Annotated in this window: 16 protein-coding genes; 3 read left to right on the forward strand and 13 right to left on the reverse strand. The window is 73.8% G+C overall.

Translation table 11 applies throughout. The features are described 5' to 3' along the window. Positions 1–37 precede the first annotated feature (37 nt). From IPL61_10965 to IPL61_10975, 3 genes are all read right to left on the reverse strand, one after another. Positions 38–1,345 (reverse strand): iron-containing alcohol dehydrogenase, encoded by a 1,308-nt coding sequence (locus tag IPL61_10965; protein ID MBK9031827.1) that lies wholly within the window; start codon positions 1,343–1,345, stop codon positions 38–40. After that, entirely contained in the window at positions 1,345–2,814 is a 1,470-nt protein-coding gene (locus IPL61_10970; GenBank protein ID MBK9031828.1) for a serine/threonine protein kinase, read from the reverse strand. The genes IPL61_10965 and IPL61_10970 overlap by 1 nt, the downstream gene beginning before the upstream one ends. A 66-nt stretch (positions 2,815–2,880) precedes the next feature. Next, on the reverse strand, positions 2,881–3,297 hold the full coding sequence (locus tag IPL61_10975; GenBank protein ID MBK9031829.1) for a (deoxy)nucleoside triphosphate pyrophosphohydrolase: 417 nt from the start codon (positions 3,295–3,297) through the stop codon (positions 2,881–2,883). A gap of 69 nt (positions 3,298–3,366) precedes the next feature. Here IPL61_10975 and IPL61_10980 point away from each other — a divergent pair, with 69 nt between their 5' ends. Next, positions 3,367–3,882: a DUF507 family protein gene (locus IPL61_10980; protein MBK9031830.1), complete on the forward strand. Its 516-nt coding sequence runs from the start codon at positions 3,367–3,369 to the stop codon at positions 3,880–3,882. Positions 3,883–3,958: 76 nt separating this feature from the next. Here IPL61_10980 and IPL61_10985 read toward each other — a convergent pair whose 3' ends face one another. Next, a complete protein-coding gene (locus IPL61_10985) occupies positions 3,959–4,849 on the reverse strand; it encodes a hypothetical protein (GenBank protein MBK9031831.1) in 891 nt (296 codons plus the stop codon). Positions 4,850–4,908: 59 nt separating this feature from the next. Between IPL61_10985 and IPL61_10990 the strand changes: the two genes are divergently transcribed. Next, positions 4,909–5,373, forward strand: coding sequence for a hypothetical protein (locus IPL61_10990; protein MBK9031832.1), 465 nt, complete (start codon positions 4,909–4,911; stop codon positions 5,371–5,373). Positions 5,374–5,382: 9 nt separating this feature from the next. On the opposite strand, the gene IPL61_10995 is transcribed toward IPL61_10990, so the two are convergent. The 6 genes from IPL61_10995 to IPL61_11020 all read right to left on the reverse strand — a co-directional run bounded on the left by IPL61_10995 (position 5,383) and on the right by IPL61_11020 (position 10,980). Beyond that, on the reverse strand, positions 5,383–6,123 hold the full coding sequence (locus IPL61_10995; GenBank protein ID MBK9031833.1) for a creatininase family protein: 741 nt from the start codon (positions 6,121–6,123) through the stop codon (positions 5,383–5,385). Further along, entirely contained in the window at positions 6,120–7,781 is a 1,662-nt protein-coding gene (locus tag IPL61_11000; protein MBK9031834.1) for a benzoate-CoA ligase family protein, read from the reverse strand. The genes IPL61_10995 and IPL61_11000 overlap by 4 nt, the downstream gene beginning before the upstream one ends. Continuing rightward, positions 7,778–8,923, reverse strand: a complete 1,146-nt coding sequence (locus tag IPL61_11005; protein MBK9031835.1) for an acyl-CoA dehydrogenase — start codon at positions 8,921–8,923, stop codon at positions 7,778–7,780. Before IPL61_11005 ends, IPL61_11000 begins: the two co-directional genes overlap by 4 nt. Next, complete coding sequence (locus IPL61_11010) at positions 8,920–9,741, reverse strand: enoyl-CoA hydratase family protein (protein ID MBK9031836.1); 822 nt, start codon at positions 9,739–9,741, stop codon at positions 8,920–8,922. The genes IPL61_11005 and IPL61_11010 overlap by 4 nt, the downstream gene beginning before the upstream one ends. A gap of 73 nt (positions 9,742–9,814) precedes the next feature. After that, entirely contained in the window at positions 9,815–10,150 is a 336-nt protein-coding gene (locus tag IPL61_11015) for a RidA family protein (protein MBK9031837.1), read from the reverse strand. A 62-nt stretch (positions 10,151–10,212) separates the two neighbouring features. Continuing rightward, entirely contained in the window at positions 10,213–10,980 is a 768-nt protein-coding gene (locus tag IPL61_11020) for an SDR family oxidoreductase (protein ID MBK9031838.1), read from the reverse strand. Between the two features lie 102 nt (positions 10,981–11,082). On the opposite strand from IPL61_11020, the gene IPL61_11025 reads away from it, so the two are divergent. Beyond that, entirely contained in the window at positions 11,083–14,745 is a 3,663-nt protein-coding gene (locus IPL61_11025; protein ID MBK9031839.1) for a hypothetical protein, read from the forward strand. A gap of 37 nt (positions 14,746–14,782) precedes the next feature. Here IPL61_11025 and IPL61_11030 read toward each other — a convergent pair whose 3' ends face one another. The 3 genes from IPL61_11030 to IPL61_11040 form a co-directional block, all read right to left on the reverse strand. After that, positions 14,783–15,103: a hypothetical protein gene (locus IPL61_11030; protein MBK9031840.1), complete on the reverse strand. Its 321-nt coding sequence runs from the start codon at positions 15,101–15,103 to the stop codon at positions 14,783–14,785. An 84-nt stretch (positions 15,104–15,187) separates the two neighbouring features. Further along, positions 15,188–16,744 carry a hypothetical protein gene (locus IPL61_11035; protein ID MBK9031841.1) on the reverse strand — a complete coding sequence of 519 codons (1,557 nt, stop codon included), beginning with the start codon at positions 16,742–16,744 and terminating at the stop codon, positions 15,188–15,190. After that, positions 16,741–18,258 (reverse strand): hypothetical protein, encoded by a 1,518-nt coding sequence (locus IPL61_11040; protein ID MBK9031842.1) that lies wholly within the window; start codon positions 18,256–18,258, stop codon positions 16,741–16,743. The genes IPL61_11035 and IPL61_11040 overlap by 4 nt, the downstream gene beginning before the upstream one ends. Positions 18,259–18,524 lie beyond the last annotated feature (266 nt).

Raw genomic sequence — 18,524 nt, forward strand, 5'->3', positions numbered from 1 at the left:
TGCGGGTACGCGGCCCGGGCCGGGCGCGCCCGCGCGGTCACGGCGCCCCCAGCGCGGCCGCGAACAGCTCGGTCAAGAGCGGCGCGGTCACCGCCAGCGGCGCGTTGTCGAGCAGGCGCCGCTGCGGCACGGTCGCCGCCACCAGCGCCGGCACGTCGTCGACGCCGTACCCGACGGCGCGCAGATCCGCGGGCGCCGCGATCGCGCGCATCAGCGCGGCCACCGTCGCGGCCAGCACCGCGCCGGCGTCGGTCGGGGCCGCCCCGCCCACGTCGCCCCCGAGCAGCGCCGCCGCCTCGAGGTGGCGCGCCGGCGCGGTCGCGGCCAGCGCGGTCACGACCGCGGGCGCGTTGACCGCCACCGCGAACCCGTGCGGGATCAGCGGCGCGCCGGCCGGGTAGCCGTCGGCGACGAACCCGCGCACGCCGCCGGCGACCGCGTACGCCATCGCGTGCGGCACGTGGACCCCGGCGTTGCCGAACGCGATGCCGGCCAGGGTCGCGGCCCACATCACCTGGGCCCGGGCCTCGGCGTCGGCGGCGTCGGTCGCGGCCCGCACGAGGTACACGCCCAGCAGGCGCAGCGCCTCGCGGCAGCCGAGGTCGCTCCACGGGTTGGCGCCCTGGCTCATCGGCCGCGCGGTCGCCGGCGCCGGCGCGGGCCGCGCGCCGTGGGGCCGCGCCGTGTACGACTCGAGCGCGTGGCACAGGACGTCGAGGCCCGAGGCCGCGACCACCGCCGCCGGCAGGGTCGCGGTCACGCGCGGATCGATCACCGCCTCGGTCGGCCGCAGCCGCGCCGACGCGACGCCGGTCTTGGCGTGGAGCGCGCGCACGTCGAAGATCGCGATGCCGGTGACCTCGCTGCCGGTGCCCGAGGTGGTCGGGCACGCCAGGTGCGGCAGGAGCGGCCGGTCGATCACCTCGCCGCGGCCGTGGGGCGCCGGCACGAACCGCAGCACGTCGGCGCCACAGACCGCGCCCAGGTTGGCCAGCTTGGCGGTGTCGATCGTCGAGCCGCCGCCCAGCGACACCAGCCCGTCGACGCCGGCCGCGCGCGCCGCCGCGACCGCGTCGGCGATCGAGCGATCGGTCGGCTCGACCGCGACCTCGTCGAAGACGACCGCGTCGACGCCGGCCGCGGCGAGCGCGGCGGCGACCTCGGCGAACCACGGCAGCGCCCGGAGGCGCGCGTCGGTGACCACGAGCGCGCGGGTCATGCCCAGGGCGCGGGCCCGGACGCCGACCTCGGCCAGCGCGCCCGGCCCGAACGTGACCCGCGACGCGTCGACGGTGAAGCACGGATCGCAGCCGGCCGCGACCGCCGCGAGGTGGCCGCACGCCATCAGGGCTTCTTGCCGCGCCGCTGCTGGAACGAGTACGGCCGGTGGACCGGCCCCTTCTTGTCGCCGTCGCCGTCCTCGTCGAGCGGCGCGCCCATCGGCTCCTCGGAGCCCTCGCGGAAGCGGATCGACGTCAGCGGGTTCTCGCCCACGAGCACCTGGGTCTGCTTGTCGAGCAGGTCGCCGAGGCCCTCGAGCCGGTCGATGTCCTCGAGGATGTCGTCGACCGTGGTGTAGCGCTCGGTGCGCGAGTCCCGGGTCATCTTGTCGAAGATGTCGTCGATGCCGGTCGGCAGCGCGGCGTTGATCGTCGACGGCATCGGCGAGCGCCGGCCCGGCAGCTTCCGGGTCAGGAGCTCGTAGAAGATGATCCCGAGCGCGTAGATGTCGGTCTGGGCGCCGGCGCCCATCGGGTCGGCGTACAGCTCCGGCGCCATGTACGCGACGTTGCCCATGCCGACGTAGACCTGGCGGATCACCGCGTGGTCGCGCTCGACCACGCGCGAGAAGCCGAAGTCGGCGACCTTGACGTTGCCGTAGCCGTCGATCAGCAGCTGCTCGGGCTTGAGGCCGCGGTGGTAGACCCGCTGGGCGTGGGCGGCCCGCAGCGCGTGCAGCGTCTGGAGCAGGTACTTGAAGACCAGATCGACCGGGATGTCCTCGGCGTCGTTGATCAGCCGGCGGGCCGAGCCGTTGGGCGCCAGCTCGGTGACGACGTAGGGGAACTCGCGCTCGAGGTTGACGTCGTGGATCGGCAGGATGTTGGGGTGGGCCAAGGTCGCCGACGCGCGGACGACGTCGCTGAACCGCCGCACGATCTCGTAGCGCTGGTCCTCGCTGAAGAACCCGAACAGATCGCGCACCTCCTTGAGCGCGACCTCGCGGTTGAGCGCGACCTGACGGGCCCGGTAGACCGTGCCGATGCCGCCCGAGCCGAGCGACGCCAGCTTCTCGTAGCGCGCGTCCTCGGCGCCGACGCCGGCGATCTCGCCGCCGACCGCGATCGACGGGCGCCCGCCCGACGACATCATCTTGCCGGCCAGCGCGTCCTTGCGCGGCGCCGCCATGGCGCCCGAGGCGCCGCCCTGGGCCGACGACACCACGCCGGAGTTCGTCGTCATGCCGGGCGCGTTGGGCCCCAGCAGGCCGGCCTGGGTCCGGGTCTGGCGCAGCTTCTTGAAGTGCGCGACCGCGCGCTCGGTGAAGTCGGTGAGGTTGCCGCCGTTGACGACGTCCTCGCCCTCGGGCGTGACCTCGAGCGAGTCGCCGTTGCGATCCTGGCGCAGGTACCCCGACTTCTCGAGGAAGCTGACGTACTCCCCGAACGGGATCGAGACCGCGCCCTCGCACACCCGGCGGATGTCGTCGAAGCGGTTCTGTCGCCCGTACCTTGCCTCGGCCATCACGTTGGCGAGGATGAAGCGAGCTTCCTCGCACAGGACTTCTTTGGTGACCTTGCCGCGGCCTTCCATCGTCGCGATTGTAGGCAGCCGCGCCCGACGAGGTCAAAGGATTGGCCGGGACAACGCCCGCCCCGGTCAAACAGCGGGGGCGCCCTCGGCCAGCAACCGCGCCACCAGGGGCGCGTCGGCGGGCAGGATCGTGTACGCGCCGAGCTGGTCCGGGCGGCACCAGGCCAGGTCGGCGACCTCGACCGCGCGGGCGTGCGCGCCGGGCGCGAGCCGGCACGCGTAGACGATCATCAGCAGGTCGAACTCGGGGTACGGGTGGTGCAACACCTCCCACACCCGCCGGACCTCGACCGCGGCGCCCAGCTCCTCGTCGAGCTCGCGCACGAGGCCGGCGATCGGGGCCTCGCCGCGCTCGAGCTTGCCGCCCGGAAACTCCCAGAACCCGCCCAGCGGTTGATCGTCGCGTCGGCGCGTGATGAGCACGCGCCCGTCGCCATCGACCAGCACCCCAGCGACGACAAGCTTGCGCGTCCGCACCGTCATTCTCGACGAGAATAGGGCCGGTGGCGTCCTTGCGAAAGTCGATATCGGACCGTACAGTGCGCCATCCCCATGAAACTGTACGCGGGCAAAGTCGACACGATCGCGGCCGAGGTCATCAACAAGCTCACCGGCGACGGTGACCTCGAGGTGTCCGACCCGCACGAGGCCCAGCTCGACGTGGCCTCGGTGCTCAAGGAGTACCTGCGTGTCGACCGCGAGCTGACCGAGCGGGCCAAGGACATCCTCGAGATCCGCGGCCTGCCCCACGGCCACCTGTTCCGGACCAAGAAGCAGCTCGCCGACCAGAAGGACTTCGGCCTCGGCGAGGAGGCCCTGACCTGGATCACGAACCAGATGGTCGAGACCTTCATGCAGTCGAAGAACGTCGACGAGGTCTACGCCGAGGACGTGACCCTGCGGAAGAAGATCAAGGAGATCGTCCGCAAGCACATGGCGGTCGAGGACGAGCTCGATCAGGAAGTCCGGAACCGGCTCAAGAACATCCAGGAGGGGTCGTCGGCGTGGGACCTCGAGTACGCGCGCGTGCTCGATCAGGTCAAGCAGAAGCACGGCCTCAAGGAGTAGCGGGGCGTGCCGGGGTGGCGGCGACGGGGGTGGTGACGGCGCGGCGGTCGTCGACCATGGTGGTGACCGCGGCGGATCAGCGCGGCGTCGGCGGCGCCTCGGCCGGCAGCCCGGCCTTCGACGCGTCGAGCACCAGGTAGGTCAGGTTCTGCGCGACGGTCGCCAGCCCGCTGCAGCACCCGGGCCGCCCCAGCCGCGCGGCCTCGTCCAGGTAGCCGGCGGCCACCGCGCCGCCGATGCGGACGTACTGGGGATGGCGCTCGGGGTTGGCCGCGTAGGTGGCGGTCGCGGCCGCGCACGCGACGCCGACCGCTTCGAGCTCCTCGGCGGTGGGCGCGGCGTCGGCGCCGGCGCGCTCGGCGGCCGCCGCGCCCGGAGCCAGCCGCGGCGCGATCGTGACCAGATCGTCGCATGCCGCCAGCAGCCGCCGCCACGCGGGCCCGGCCGGCGCGCCGGTCGCGGCCCGGGCCCGCAGGTCGGCGCCGGCGGCCACGAGCTGATCGAGCGCCGTCAGGAGCTCGGGCCACGCCACGAACGCGCGTTGACCGTCGAGGATCGCGCGGATCGTCGGCAGGTGCCGCGCCAGCGCGGCGCGGTAGCGCGCGGCCACGGCCGCCAGCGCGCGATCGTCGGAGGCGGCCAGCGCGGTCAGCGCGGCCTCGGCCCGCGCCATGGTCCTGGCGTCGAGCCAGATCGGCCAGCGCGCCGGCGAGCTCGCCACGCCCGGCCCGGCCGCGCGCAGGGTCGTGAGCGACAGGTCGACGGTGACCACCGCCAGCACCAGGTCGGCGTCGGCGGGGTCGGGCTCGGTCGGCGCGATCGCGGTCGATGTGTCGGCGGTCGGCGCGACCGCGGTCGATGTGTCGGCGGTCGGCGCCAGGGACGCGGGCGCCGGCGCGCGCTGGCTCCGGGCGTCGCAGCCGACCAGGGCGACCCCGATCAGCACCTGGACCCACGGGCGCGCCATCGCGCGATCGTGCCACGATTCGAGTTGCGGTCGCGCGGCCGGCGCGCTTCGATAGCGCCATGTGGTGGCACCGGCTCGACGACCCTGACGAAGGGCCCAAGCTCAAGGTCTGGCACGTCCTGTTCGTGGTCACCCCGCTGATGCTGTGGCTGGCGTGGTCGTCGTACCGGGACTTCAGCAAGCTCGAGGATCACGGCGGCACGCTCTACGTCGGTCGCTCGACCAAGCTGCTCTACGATCTCGCCGGCAAGTGGGGGGTGATCGGGTTCCCGCTGGTGATCGCCGCGGTCTGGATCTACGGCGTGGTCGTGACCCTGCGGCTGCACCGCCGGGCCGACGAGCTGGCGGGCCTGCGCGCGCCGCCGCCGCCCCCGGCCCCACCGCCGCCCGACCTGCCGCGCGCGGTCGCCACCGGCGTGCTGCCGACGGCGCCGCGGCTCGATCCGCTCGAGGGTCGCGCCCCAGCGCCCGCGGCGGCGTCGACCGAGCCAAGCCGCGGCGACGGCCCGCGGCTCCTGCGCTGACCGCCTCGGTTATGGGGTGGACAGCTCGCCGACGATCATCTCGGCCAGCCGCTCGATCTGCTCGGCGCCCTCCGCGGCGGTGGCGGCGGCCGGGTCGCCGGCGTAGGCGTCGCGCATGCCCATCGCCACGAACGTCGTGACGCCGGCGCGCAGCTGCTCCGCCAGGCTGATCGGCACCGGGGCCAGGGTCGCGCGCGCGGCCTCGTCGACCAGCGCCGGCTCGGCCGCGAGCACGATCGAGGTCTCGTAGCGCCCGGCGTGGCAGGCCCCGCTCTTGAACTCGGCGGACAGCGTCCGGGCCCAGCGCCGGGTCAGCGGGCACGCGACCACCACCTGCGGCCGATCGATCGCGACCGCGCGGATCGCGGCGTCGTGGTCCGGCTCGAGGTGGTTGTTGACCAGCGCCACCTGGGCGAAGCCCTGGGCCACCAGCCCGTCACACACCGCGCCGACGAACGCGGTCAAGATCGGGCCCGGCACGCTGACGGCGCCGGCGAACCCGGCCGCGCACTCGGTGACGCCGTAGGGCACGGCCGGCGCGATCACCGCCGTGGTCCCGCGCTCCGCCAGCAGGTCGACCGCGCGCGCGCACGCCGCCGTCGAGATCGCGACGTCGGTGCCCAGCCCCAGGTGCGGGCCGTGGGGCTCGGTCGAGCCGATCGGCACCAGCGCCACCACCGGCCCGGCCGCGAGCAGCGCGCCGAGCTCGACGGTGGTCAGCTGGTGCAGGTGCGCGCCGCGCGCGGTCATCGGTTGACCTCGGTCGCGAGCCGGCGCTTGTCGACCTTGCCGCGATCGTTGCGCGGCAGCTCGTCGACGAAGACCACCCAGCGCGGGTACTTGTACTTCGACAGCCGCGCCTTGACGTGGTCCTGCAGCTCGGCCGCGAGCGCGTCGGCGTCGGCGGCCAGCCGGGCCCGGGCCTCGGGCCGCACGACGACCACCGCCTTGGGCTTGACCAGCCCGGCGTCGTCGGCGCCGATCACCGCGACCGCGCTCACGGCCGGGTGCGCCAGCAGGCAGTCCTCGACCTCGGTCGGGGCGACGAAGACGCCGCCGACCTTGAGCAGATCGTCGGCGCGCCCGGAGAAGTACAGGTAGCCGTCGCCGTCGATCCGGAACAGATCGCCGGTGCGGCACCAGTGGCCGTGGAAGGTCAGCCAGCTCTTGTCGCGATCCTGGAAGTAGCCCTGGGCCACGCTGTCGCCGCGCACCCACAGGACGCCGATCTCGCCGACCGGCACCTCGGCCGCGTCGGCGCCGCGCGCCTCCTCGGGCAGGATCTTGAGCTGGTAGCCGTCGACGACGCGCCCGAGCGTCCCCAGCCGCACGTCGCCGGGCCGGTTGCTGCAGTAGATGTGGAACATCTCGGCCGAGCCGATGCCGTCGTAGATCGCGCCGCCGAACCGGGCCAGGAACCGCTCGTACAGCGGCGCCGGCAGCGCCTCGCCCGCCGACAGGTGGAAGCGCACGCTGCCGAGGTCGAGCCCGGGCCGGCCGGCCGCGCGCAGCTCGTCGTCGTGATCGAGCAGCTTGCCGAGCATCGTCGGCACGTTGGTGACGATCGTCGGCCGGTAGCGCGCGATCGCCGCGGCCAGGCTCTCGGGCGTCGGGCGCTCGGCGAACAGCGCGACCGTGGCGCCGACCGCGAACGGGAACCACAGGTTGGTGCCGGTCGCGTAGCCGAAGAACAAGCGCGGCACGCTGACGGTGACGTCGTCGGCGCGGTAGCCCATCGTGCCCTTGGCGTAGACCTCGGTGTTGAACGCGAAGTCGCGGTGGCAGTGCATCGCGGCCTTGGGCCGGCCGGTCGAGCCCGACGTGAACAGCCAGATCGCCGGATCGTCGCGGTGGGTGCGCGGCAGCGGCGCGGCGTCGGCGCGCCCGGCCGCGATCGCGTCGGTGACCGCGCGCCAGGCCAGGCCGCTCGCGGCCAGCGCCGGGCCAGCGGCGCACGCGGCCTCGGGGTCGCCGTCGGTGCCGGCGTCGGGCACGAGCAGGAACCCGATGGGTGGCTGGCCCGGCGCCAGGTGCGCGACCAGCGCGTCGGCGACCGCGGGCGTCGTGACCACCACCTGCGCGCGCACGTAGTCGATCACGCCGGCCAGATCGGCCGGCGGCACCGCCGGGTTGCCCATCGTCACGACGCCGCCCGCCGCCAGGATCGCGAAGATCGCCCACGCGAACGGCGGCAGGTCCGGCAGCACGATGTAGACCCGCTGCTCGGGCGCCAGGCCCAGCCGCACCAGCGCGCGCGCCAGGGCCGCGCTCCGATCGGCGACCTCGGCGTACGTCCAGGCCCGATCGCCGAACCGGATGGCCGGGTGGTCGCCCCGCCCTGCGCGCACCCGCGCGAACAGCCAGTAGTCGGCCAGGTTGAAGTCGTCCGGAAAGCGGACGTCGGTCATGAGGGTCCTCCGGTGGCGATGGCGCGGCCGATGATCGTGCGCTGGATCTCGCTGGTGCCCTCGTAGATGCGCAGCGGCCGGATCGCGCGGTACAGGTGCTCGACCACCGCGCCGACGATGACGCCGCGGCCGCCCAGGAGCTGGACCGCGCGATCGATCACGTCCTGGGCCGCCTCGGTCGCGAACAGCTTGGCCATCGACACCTCGACGGTGGCGCGGCTGGTGCCGGCGTCCTTGACCGCGGCGGCGCGCCAGGTCAGCAGGCGGGCCGCGTCGATCTGCGTGGCCATGTCGGCCAGGTGCGCCTGCACCAGCGGCTGCTCGGCCAGCGGCTTGCCGAACTGCGCGCGGGCCCGGACGTGGCGGCTGGCCTCATCGAGCGCGCGCCGGGCCATGCCGACCGCGGCCGCGGCCACCGAGACCCGGAACGTGTCGAGCGTGCGCATCGCCAGGGCGAACCCGGCGCCGACCTCGCCGACCCGGGTGGCGCGGGCGCCGTCGAGCACCAGCCGCCCGAGCGGGTGCGGCGCGATCGGCTCCTGGCGGATCACCGTGACGCCGGGCTGCGCGAGCGGCAGCCAGAACGCGGTCAGGCCCTTGCGCCCGAGCGCCGGATCGACCGTGGCGATCACCGTCGCGACCCCGGCGACGCCGAGGTTGGAGATGAACATCTTCTCGCCGGTCAGGCGGTAGCCGCCGTCGGCCGCGGCGGTGGCGCGGGTGGCGATCGCGGCCACGTCGCTGCCGGCCTCGGGCTCGGTCAGCGCGAACGCGGCCACCGCGCGCCCGGCGGCCAGGTCCGGCAGGTGCGCGCGCTGCGCGGCGTCCCCAGCGGCCAGCACCGCGTACGCGCCCAGGCCCTGGACCGCGAAGATCGAGTCAGCGCGCGGGCTGACCCAGCCCAGCAGCTCGCGCGCCAGGCACAGGCTGCGCGCCCGGACCGCGCCGTCGATCGGCGCCACCAGCTCGAACAGCCCGGCCGCGGCCAGCGCCGCCACCGCCGCGCGATCGCGGGCCGGCTCGTCGGCCGCGTCCTCGCTGGCCGCGAGCGCCGGCGCGGCGGCGCGGAGCCGCGCGGCCAGCGCGCGGTCGCCGTCGTCGCAGAACCACGGCAGGTCGTCGGTCGACAGCGGGATGGTCACGCGTCGCTCTCGGGCGCGCCCGCGAACCGCGGCGGCCGCTTGGCCTTGAACGCGGCGTGGGCCTCGGCGAAGTCGCCGTGCTGCATGCACAGCGCCTGGGCCTGGGCCTCGGCCTCGATCGCGTCGGCCAGCCCCATCGTGGCCTCGCTCTCGATCATCTGCTTGGTCATCGCGTGCGCGAACGCCGGCCCGGCCGCCAGCCGCGCGGCCCAGGCGTCGGCCAGGGCGTGACAGTCCTCGACGGTGTCGACCACGCGGTTGACCAGGCCGATCCGCAGCGCGTCGGCCGCCAGCACGAGGTCGCCGAAAAACAGGATCTCCGACGCGTGCCCGAGCCCGACGATCCGCGGCAGCAGGTAGGTCGCGCCCATGTCGGCGCCGCACAGCCCGACCTTGGGGAAGATGAAGCCGAGCTTGGCGCTGGCCGCCGCGATGCGCACGTCGCACGCGATCGCGATCACCGCGCCGGCGCCAACGACCGCGCCGTGGACCGCGGCGACGACCGGCCGCTTGCACCGACGGATCGCCGCGATCAGCCGGCCGGTGGCGCGGGTGAACGCCAGCAGCTGCGGCGTCGACTGCCCGAGCAGGTGGTGGATGATGTCGTCCTGATCGCCACCGGAGCAGAACCCGCGCCCGTTGCCGCGGATGACCACGGCCCGGACCTCGTCGAACCGATCGAGCTGCTCGAAGGTCTCGGCCAGCTCGAGGTAGCTCGCGAAGGTCAGCGCGTTGAGGCGCTCGGGCCGATCGAGCGTGATGGTGGCGACGCCGCGATCGAGGACGAAGCCGAAGGTGCGCGGGACGGGCAGCTCCATGGCCGAGGGTGTACCACGCGCCCCGTCGCGCCCGCGCGGGTCCGGCGGCGACGACGGCGCGGCAACGGATCGCTCAGGCGACGAGCGCGTGCGCCTGGATCTCGACCAGCGCCCGCGGCTCGACCAGCGCGGTCACCGCGACCAAGGCCATGGCCGGGAAGTGCTTGCCCAGGCGCGCGCGCCACACCGGTCCCAGCTCGCGCAGGCGCGCGCGGTACCCGTCGATGTCGGTGACGTAGACGGTCATCGACGCGATGTCGGTGACCGCGGCGCCGGCGGCGGTCACCACCGCGACCACGTTGGCCAGCGCCTGATCGAACTGCGCGATGAGATCGTCGCTGTGGAACACGCCCTGCGCGTCCCAGCCGATCTGCCCGGCGACGAAGACCGTGCGGCCGGTGCCGACCATGCCGTTGGCGTAGCCGCGGGGCGTCGGCCAGCCTGGCACCACCACCGGCTCGACCCGGGCGCTCACTTGAGCACCTGGCCGCCGTCGAGGACGATGGTCTGGCCGTGGATGCCGCGGGCGGCGTCGGGGCACAGCATCGCGACCGCGTGGGCGACCTCCTCGGGCTCGATCAGCCGGCGCTGCGGGCTCATGCTGGTGAGCGCGGCGGTGGCGGCCGTGACGTCGCGCCCGGTCTTGGCGGCGATGCGCGCGACGGCCTCGTCGGCCATGCGGGTCGCGACCCAGCCCGGGCACACCGCGTTGATCGTGACCCCGGTCCGCCCCAGGTCGATCGCGAGCGCCCGGGTCATGCCGACCACCGCGTGCTTGGCCGCGCAGTAGGCCGCGGTGTAGCCGTAGCCGGTCAGCCCGGCGTTCGACGCGATCGTGATCACGCGCCCCCACCCGGCCGCGACCATCGCCGGCACCAGCGCCCGCGCGAGGCGGAACGGCGCGGTGGCGTTGAGCTCGATGATCCGGTCCCACATCGCGTCGTCGGTGTCGGCCAGCGGCGCGCTCTCGGCGATGCCGGCGTTGTTGACGAGCACGTCGACGCGCCCGACCGCGCGGACCGCGTCGATCATCCGGTCGGCGCTCGCGCGATCGCCCAGGTCGCCGGTGATCGCGACGCCGCCGACGCGCGCGGCGACCTCGTCGAGCTCGGCCCGGCCGCGGCCGGTGACGACCACCCGGGCCCCGGCGGCGGCCAGCCGCAGCGCGATCGCGGCGCCGATGCCCCGACCGCCGCCAGTGACGAGCGCCAGGCGCCCGCGCAGGAAGTCGCTGTCCATGACCTCCGTGTACCGCGGCCCGCCCGGGCGGCGGAAGCGCCGGCGCCAGGACTCGTCCCGGACCGATGGCACCGGCGGTGGCGTCGTGGCACCGTCGACACAATGTCATCGCCGCGCCGGCTCGTCGTGGTCGCGTTCGTCATCCTGGGGCTCGCCGCCGCGGCGGCCGTCGCGGCGCCGGTGTGCCCCGACCCGGCCGCGTGCGCGAGCGCGTGCGCCGACGGCGCCGGCGAGCCGGCCGCGTGCACCGCCTACGCCGAGGCGCTCCTGCGCGGCCGCGAGGTCGCGCTCGACCGCCCCAAGGCGCTGGCCCTGTTCACCCGCGCCTGTGGGGTCGACGCCGAGGACGTCGACGCCCCGGCCGATCCGGCCGCCTGCGTCGCGCTCGGCGAGCTGCGCCGGGACGGCTGGATGTTCGAGATCGACCGCAGCGACAACTTCCGCGCGGCGTTCGTGCGCGCCGCGGCCCGGGCGATCTGCACCGACGCCGACCCGAGCGGCTGCGCGACCCGCGCCCGCGCCGACCTCGCGCTCGCGACCTCGTCGGACGGGACCCGCCCGACGGTCCAGATCAAGGTCGCCGCGGACGAGGCCGAGCGCGGGTGCGCCAAGGGCCGCGACCCGCGCGCGTGCAAGGCGCTGCGCGACGTCGCGTACCGTCTCGGCGACCCCGTCGAGACCACCCGGCGCCTCAAGGCCGCCAGCGCCGGGATGCTGGCCGTGTGCACCCGCGACGAGGTGATCGAGGCGTGCCTCGCGGTCGACGACCCGGCCCAGGCCGCGACCATCAAGCCGGTGCTGGTGCGGCTGTGCGAGCGGGGCGAGGTCCGCGCGTGCGCCAACCTGCGCCTGGCCGACGTGCTGGCCGCGGTCCGCGAGCCCGCGGCCCAGGGGCCGGCGGTGCAGGCGCTGCTGGCCACGTGCGACGGCAACGGCCACGATCTGTGTCCGCAGCTCGCGACCGATCTGATCTACGGCCGACCCAACATCGGGCTCGCGCCCGACCCCGATCGCGGCCTGGCGATCGCCGCGCGCCGGTGCGACCTCGGCGACGCCCAGGGCTGCCTCGTGATCGCCAGCGCGCGCGGCCCGCTCGGCCCGCAGCCCCTGCGGGACCCGGCCCTGGCCCGGACCGCGGCCGACCGCTCGTGCCGGCTGGTCGGGCACAACCAGTTCTGCGCCTGCGACGACGCGACCGTGCCGAGCTGCGTGGTGCGGTCGCTCTACACCGACCACCTCGCGTGCGACCGCGACGAGGTCGGCGCGTGCGTCCGGGTCGCGACGCACTTCCGCGACGGCGACGGCATCGCCAAGGACGTCACGCGCGCGGCCGGCTACCTGCGCCGCGGCTGCGACGCCGCCGACAAGGTCGCCTGCGCGACGCTCGACGAGGTCTGCCGCGACCACCCGGACCTGTCGGTCGAGCTGTGCCAGCAGTCGCTGATCCAGAGCGACCTGTTCTTCGAGGCCGAGTTCCAGGCCGCGGCCGGCGGCGACGTCGACATGATCAACCCCGACGCCGGCGCGGCGGCCCGCGCCGATGCCGGCGGCATCACGATCGCCGACGTCGCGGCGGCCATCCCGACCAGCGCCCGGCGCGGCAAGCTCGACGCCGACCTCGTCGTCGACGTGGTCCTCGATCGCGCCCGCCAGGCCGCGATCAAGCTGGTCGTGGGCGAGCTGCTGCGAGCCCAGCGCCGCGCCGGCTACCGCTACCTCCGGGACCTGCTCGATCAGGGCGCCCGCCTGCTGGCGGATCCGACGACGCTGCGGCGCGAGAAGTTCCAGGACCTCGGCATGACCGTGGTCCGGGCGTTCGTCGCCGCCAACCTGATCGACGGCCTGTACCCCACCTCCGACGAGCTGCGCGCCGCGCCCGAGATCGGCCAGACGGTGACCAACGGCGCGCGCGTGCTCGGGGCCAAGCGCGGCAAGGCGCTGCCGCCGCTCCTGCACGGCTACCTGGTCGACGTCGCGTACTACTGGCTCGGGCAGACCCGGCTGTTCGGCCGCTCGAGCAGCCAGTCGTCCGAGGCGCCGCAGTGCCCGTGGCGTCACCCGGCGGCGGTGACGCTGTGCACGCAGCTGGCCGAGCGCGCCACCGCCGAGCGCGCGATCGGCGTCGCCAAGGTGCTCGACGCCCTGCGCCTGGTCAAGCTCCTGCGCAACGGCGGGTTCGAGGACGTCCGCCGGCTGATCGAGGCCGCGAGCCAGTCGCGCACGATCGCCAACCTGTCGACCACGCCCGGCCTGAACCTCGCGGCCTGGCAGGACCTGATCATCGCCAGCTCGCGCACGCGCGTCGACAAGCTCCGCGGCGGGCTGACCGATCTGCGCACGCTCCTGCGCGCCAGCGTCTACGAGGATCGCGGCCTCACGATCGACGAGCTGATCGCCGCCGCCGCCAGCGCGCGCAGCGCGATCGGTCCGTCGTCGATCCGGCTGGCGATCGGCGTCGACCAGCTCGACCACATCTATCGGATCCTGCGCATCATCGATCGCGCCAAGTTCGATCTGGGCGCGGCGCCGACGGGACCGGCGGCGCCGACGGGGCCGGCGGCGCCGGCCGGGGCGCTCGACCCGCGCACGCTCGCGCTGGCCAAGGTCCGCAAGGACGTGCGCGCGGGGCTGGTCGCCTGGGGCCCGCGCAACCAGGTCGAGACCGCGACCAAGCTCGAGGCCCTCGCGGCGTCGCTCGACAAGGTCCAGCCGGCCCTGGCGCGGCTCGAGGCCGCGATCGCCGACGTCAAGGCGGTGTTCGCGCGCTTCCCGGGCCCCGACCGCAAGGTCTCGCTCGACGTCGGCGACCTGCCGCTCTACGCCTCGGTCGACCTCACCCACGAGCTCCGCGCCACCGCGGCCGCGCTGGCCGCGGTCGACGACGCCCTGCGCGCGGTGTTCCCGGGCGAGGTCCCGGCCCGGCTCCGGTTCGCGCGCACCTCGACCGCGCGCCTGATCGCGTTCCTCGATCTGATGCAGCGGGTCGCGCGGCAGTCGCCGCTGTCGATGCGCTCGGGCGACGTGATCGCCGCGCTGCGGACCCTCGGCACGACCCGCGTGTCGGGCTTCGACGCGCCGCTCTACGACGTGCTCGAGCCGGTGCTCGACGCGATCAAGACCCACGAGCCGATGAGCCTCGAGCTCCTGTTCGCGGTCATCGGCCGGGTCCGCCTCGACACGCTGATCGGCTCGCTCCAGGGGCGCCAGAACGCGTGCACCGACGACACCAGCGTCGACTGCTGGGTGACCAAGCTGATCCACGCGCTGCAGGAGTCGGTCGAGAAGGACGGCGGCGCGCTGCGCATCGACGGCGGCAAGTTCGCCCAGCGCCTGGCCCAGGCCGGCGACGACTTCCGGCACAAGCACACCTGGCGCGGCTACTTCCACCTGACCGTCGGCGTCGGCGGCCTCTACTCCGATCCGGCCTACGACGCCGGCAGCGCCCGCCGGCCGACGCCGATCATCGCCGAGCAGGTCGGCTTCGGGATGGCCAGCCCGTCGCTGCTGGGCGACCGCCTGACGTTCAAGGTCGGCGCCGCGGCCTCGGGCATCCTCTACCGCGCGCTGCTCGACTCCGAGGAGTCGAGCGCGATCATGCTGCACCCGGTGCTGCTCGCGGTCGACTTCGGCGACCTGGTCGAGGCCTACGTGTCGCCGGCGATGCTGCTCGTGTACCCCCCCGACGGCGACCAGGACGGCGCGATCCGCTGGGGCTTCTCGGCCGGCCTGAGCGTGCCGCTGTCGGCGTACCTCGAGCGGCTGTAGCGCGCGGTCACGGCACGGCGCGGAATCGCCGCGCGGATCACATCGGCGAGATCGGGAACTCGGCGGCCTCGCCCTCGAGCGGCGGCGGGTCGGCCAGGCACGCCGTCAGCGCGTCGGTCGTGGTCCAGCCGCAGGCGCCGTCCGCCTGACGCGCGCAGGCCGCCTCGCGGTAGCACGCGTGCTCGGGCTTGAACTCGCAGGTGGTGACCGTGCCGGCCTCGGCCTCCTCGCACAGCTCGCCGCTGCAGCCGCCCCGGACGCACGCGGCGCTCGGCTGGGGCGCGGGCGCAGCGGGCTTCGACGAGCCGCCACAGGCGGCGCTCGCGACCAGGAACGCGAGCATCAACATCGGCTTCATGCCCCCTGATACCACGCGACCGCGCCGCGGTGACGTGACGCGATCGCGCGCCGCCAGGGGCCGCGGTCGGTCGCGTCGCACCGCTCACCCCGGCGGCAGCGGCGCGGCCTGCGCGAACGCCGCCGCCAGCTCGGCGGCGCTGGGGCGCTGCGCCGGATCAGCGGCCAGCCCCCGCGCGATCAGCGCCTCGAGCCCGGGCGGGCCGTGGTACGCGCGCCGCTGCCCCGCGACGATCGCCGACAGCTGCATGAACGCCGACTCGCCCTCGAACGGGTGCGCGCCCGTCGCCATGTGCGCGACGACCGCCGTCGCCGCGAACACGTCGCCCGCCAGCGTCGGCGGACCACCGCGCAGCACCTCGGGCGCGTCGTACAGGTACCGGTACGGCGTCACCGAGCCCACCGACCGCGGCGCCTGCCCCGCCATGAACGCCTCGCCGCGCGGGGCGACGCCGGTGATCCTGGCGGTGAAGGGCGTGGCCGGCTCGTTCTCAGCAAAGATCGTCTCGGGTCGGAGTCCGCCCAGCGCCCCATCGGCCGCCGACAGCAGGTGGAAGAGTGATGTGGCGAGCTCCGCAACGCCGGTTGCGTCCAAGGGGATCCACCAGCATGACAGCGGCTGTCCCTCGGGTTCGACCTCGAGCAAGACGACCAGATCGTCGTGGCGGGTTCGCAGTTCCGTCACTGCGATGAGCGGGGCGACCGCTGGACCACCCCGCTGGAGACTCGCCCGGACGCGATCGAGCGGCTCGCGCTGGCGCGACGTCATGGTCGCCAGCGCATAGCGAGCGTCGCGGCTCATCGCGAGGAACGAGCCGCGATCAGCCGCGCCTCGAACGCGCGTGACCAGCGTCCAGGCGCCATGGATGGTTGCGCCGCACGGCGCGTCTTCCGCCTCGTCGACCGCGACGGGCGCACCATCGAGCACGAGACCTTGGCGCCGGAAGCCGACAAGATCCGCGCGCCGCACCAGCATCCACGCGGGGCGCCCCGTGTCGGCAAACGGTGACACCTCGATAGCCAGGTAGTCGTGGAGGTCGTCGAGGTCGGAGACCCAGCCTGGGATCTCGCTGACGTCGTCGAGCACGTTGACCGTTCGGTCGGCAGGGGCCTCGAGCGCGTAGGCCAAGAAGCGACCGGGGTCGTCGCGCTGGCGGTTTATCCGAGGTGTCGAGCGCTCGAGTTGATGCGTTCCAAGCATCACATGCCGCTCCAGGACCTCGTGCCAGTCAACGCGGTAGCCCGATGCGCCAAAGGGTGACTCGCCCGTGACGCGCTCGAACTCCCACGCGAACGCCTCCGCGATGAAGTCGGCATCGTTCACGACATCGGCCGTCAGCACCACCGGCGTTATCGCGGTCAACGTTCCCGCGATGACGCGGACCTGGCACCATGCTTCAGCTCCACAGACTGAGCAGATCGCTTGCTCGAGTATCGTCACGTCGGCGGACTCGCGCCGAGACGCGCCCTTCTTCGTGTGCAGGTAGGCCTTCGCGACGGCGTGGAGGTCTCCGTCGTCGATCGGCGCACCGAGCGTCAGCACCGCGAACGGATCGTCGACGAGGTTCGACTTGAAGCCGATCCGCGTGATTGCCATGCAGGTCCGGCATCGGAGCGTCGCTTGCAGGTAGCCGTACGTCACGTGTTGTCTCCTGGATGAACGGGGATGACTCGCAGTCTATGAACGCCGCCTTGTCCATCCGGGATCTCAACCGTGAAATCTGGCAGGTCCTCGGCGACGGCAGCACCGACTGACTGAGTCTTCTTGACTCCACGTCTGTCGAGATATGGCTTTTGCTTGAATGAGCCCGGCGGAAGGTAGCGCTGCGCCAAGCGGGCGAAGACGTTGGCATCGCCGGAGACCAGCGTCGGGGCACTGCCATCCGACGTGACTGCGAACACCGCATCCGCAACAACGAGCTTGTCAGCCTGTCCACTTCCTCCGATCGGTGGAGGGCTGCTGAGTTCGCTGAGTACCCCTGCGTATTTCGGCGTGTCGCGTGTGGCAGACATTGGCCTTGCAATGGCCATTCCCGTTCCGCCCACCTCGCCTGTGACGATATTCGCTGTGCGCAAATCGGCATGTCCAACGAGGCCTGCAATGGACCGATCGGGAGGGTCGGCGGCTAGCTCTGGCAGGCCTGACAGCTTGCGGATACGGTTGACGAAGACCTTCTCGCCCGCCTGGAGGGTATTCCAGCTTGCGCCTGATTGGAGCTTCTGGATCGAAATGACAATGTTTGAATCGACCATCATTGAGGAGGAGGTGAGCGCCTTTGCCGAATCAATCTCCAGGGCAGAGTGGCTCAGGCCTTCGGCATGGCGCTTCAGGCGAGATGGCCCCTTCTTCTCGGTGTTGTCTCCGGCGAATCGCCGGGCGCCCTCCTCGCCGAGGTACTTGGCCTCCAGCGCCACGTCCCCGCCGGTCAGCGGCGGCACGACCTTGGCGATCGTGTCCTTGCCGATCACCCCGACCAGGTGCGCGGCATCCTTGGCGGGGATGTCGCCGAGCGCCACGAGCGTGCGCGTCGGCAGGTCGGCCAGGAGCGCCTTGGCCTGGGAGCCGTCGAGGCCGTGTTCGGCCCAGCGCACCACCTCGGGGCCGTGGTCTTCGACGTACTTGGTGCGGTCCGGGTACGTGTAGGTCGTCGCCGGATCGGTGGGTGCGCCGGTGTCGTCGGGCTTGTGCGTCGAGCGCGTCACGTCCGGCGGTGCCTCGCCCGGCGTCCGCGAGCGCCACGTCGCCGGGATCGCGTTGGGCTCGACCACGTCGCCGATCGCCGGGTGGCGCATCGACCACATCTGCTGGGTGTCGATCAGCTCGCCGCCGGCGCTGATCACGACCGTCGCCTTGTAGACCGGCACGTCGGCGTTGCCCTCGAAGTCGCCGACCAGGTCGGGGCGCTTGAGCTCGAATTCGACGCGGGGCATGCCCTCGTCACCCGGTCCGGGGTTGCGGACCCGGCCGGTCTTCTTGTCGAACACGTAGGGCGTGACCACGACATGCCGCGGAACGCCGTTGTGCGCGCAGTACCCGAAGTCGGCGGCTGACGGCAGCACCAGGCCGCGGTTGATCGCGCCCGAGGCGTCGGTCGAGCCCTTGAGCAGCTCCTTCAGCTTGAGGCCCTTGCCGCGGAGCTGGCGGCCGGGCGTCATGTGGTGGCTGTGGGCCAGGCCGACGATGTCGGGCAGCTTGCCCCAGTCGACCTCGCCGGCCGCGCCCTTGACGATAACGTACTCGTTGCCGCGGCGGCCCAGCCCCCACTCGACCCCCGGCGCGTCGAAGTCGTCGCCGACGTGGACGCCGATGGCGGCGAGGCCGTCCGGATCGCCGGCGGTGATCGGGGGGGGGGGGGCGCCGGGGGGGGGGGGGGGGGGGGGGGGGGGGGGGGGGGGGGGGGGGGGGGGGGGGGGGGGGGGGG

The sequence above is a fragment of the Myxococcales bacterium genome (assembly GCA_016717005.1).
Classification (GTDB): Bacteria; Myxococcota_A; Polyangia; order Haliangiales; family Haliangiaceae; genus UBA2376.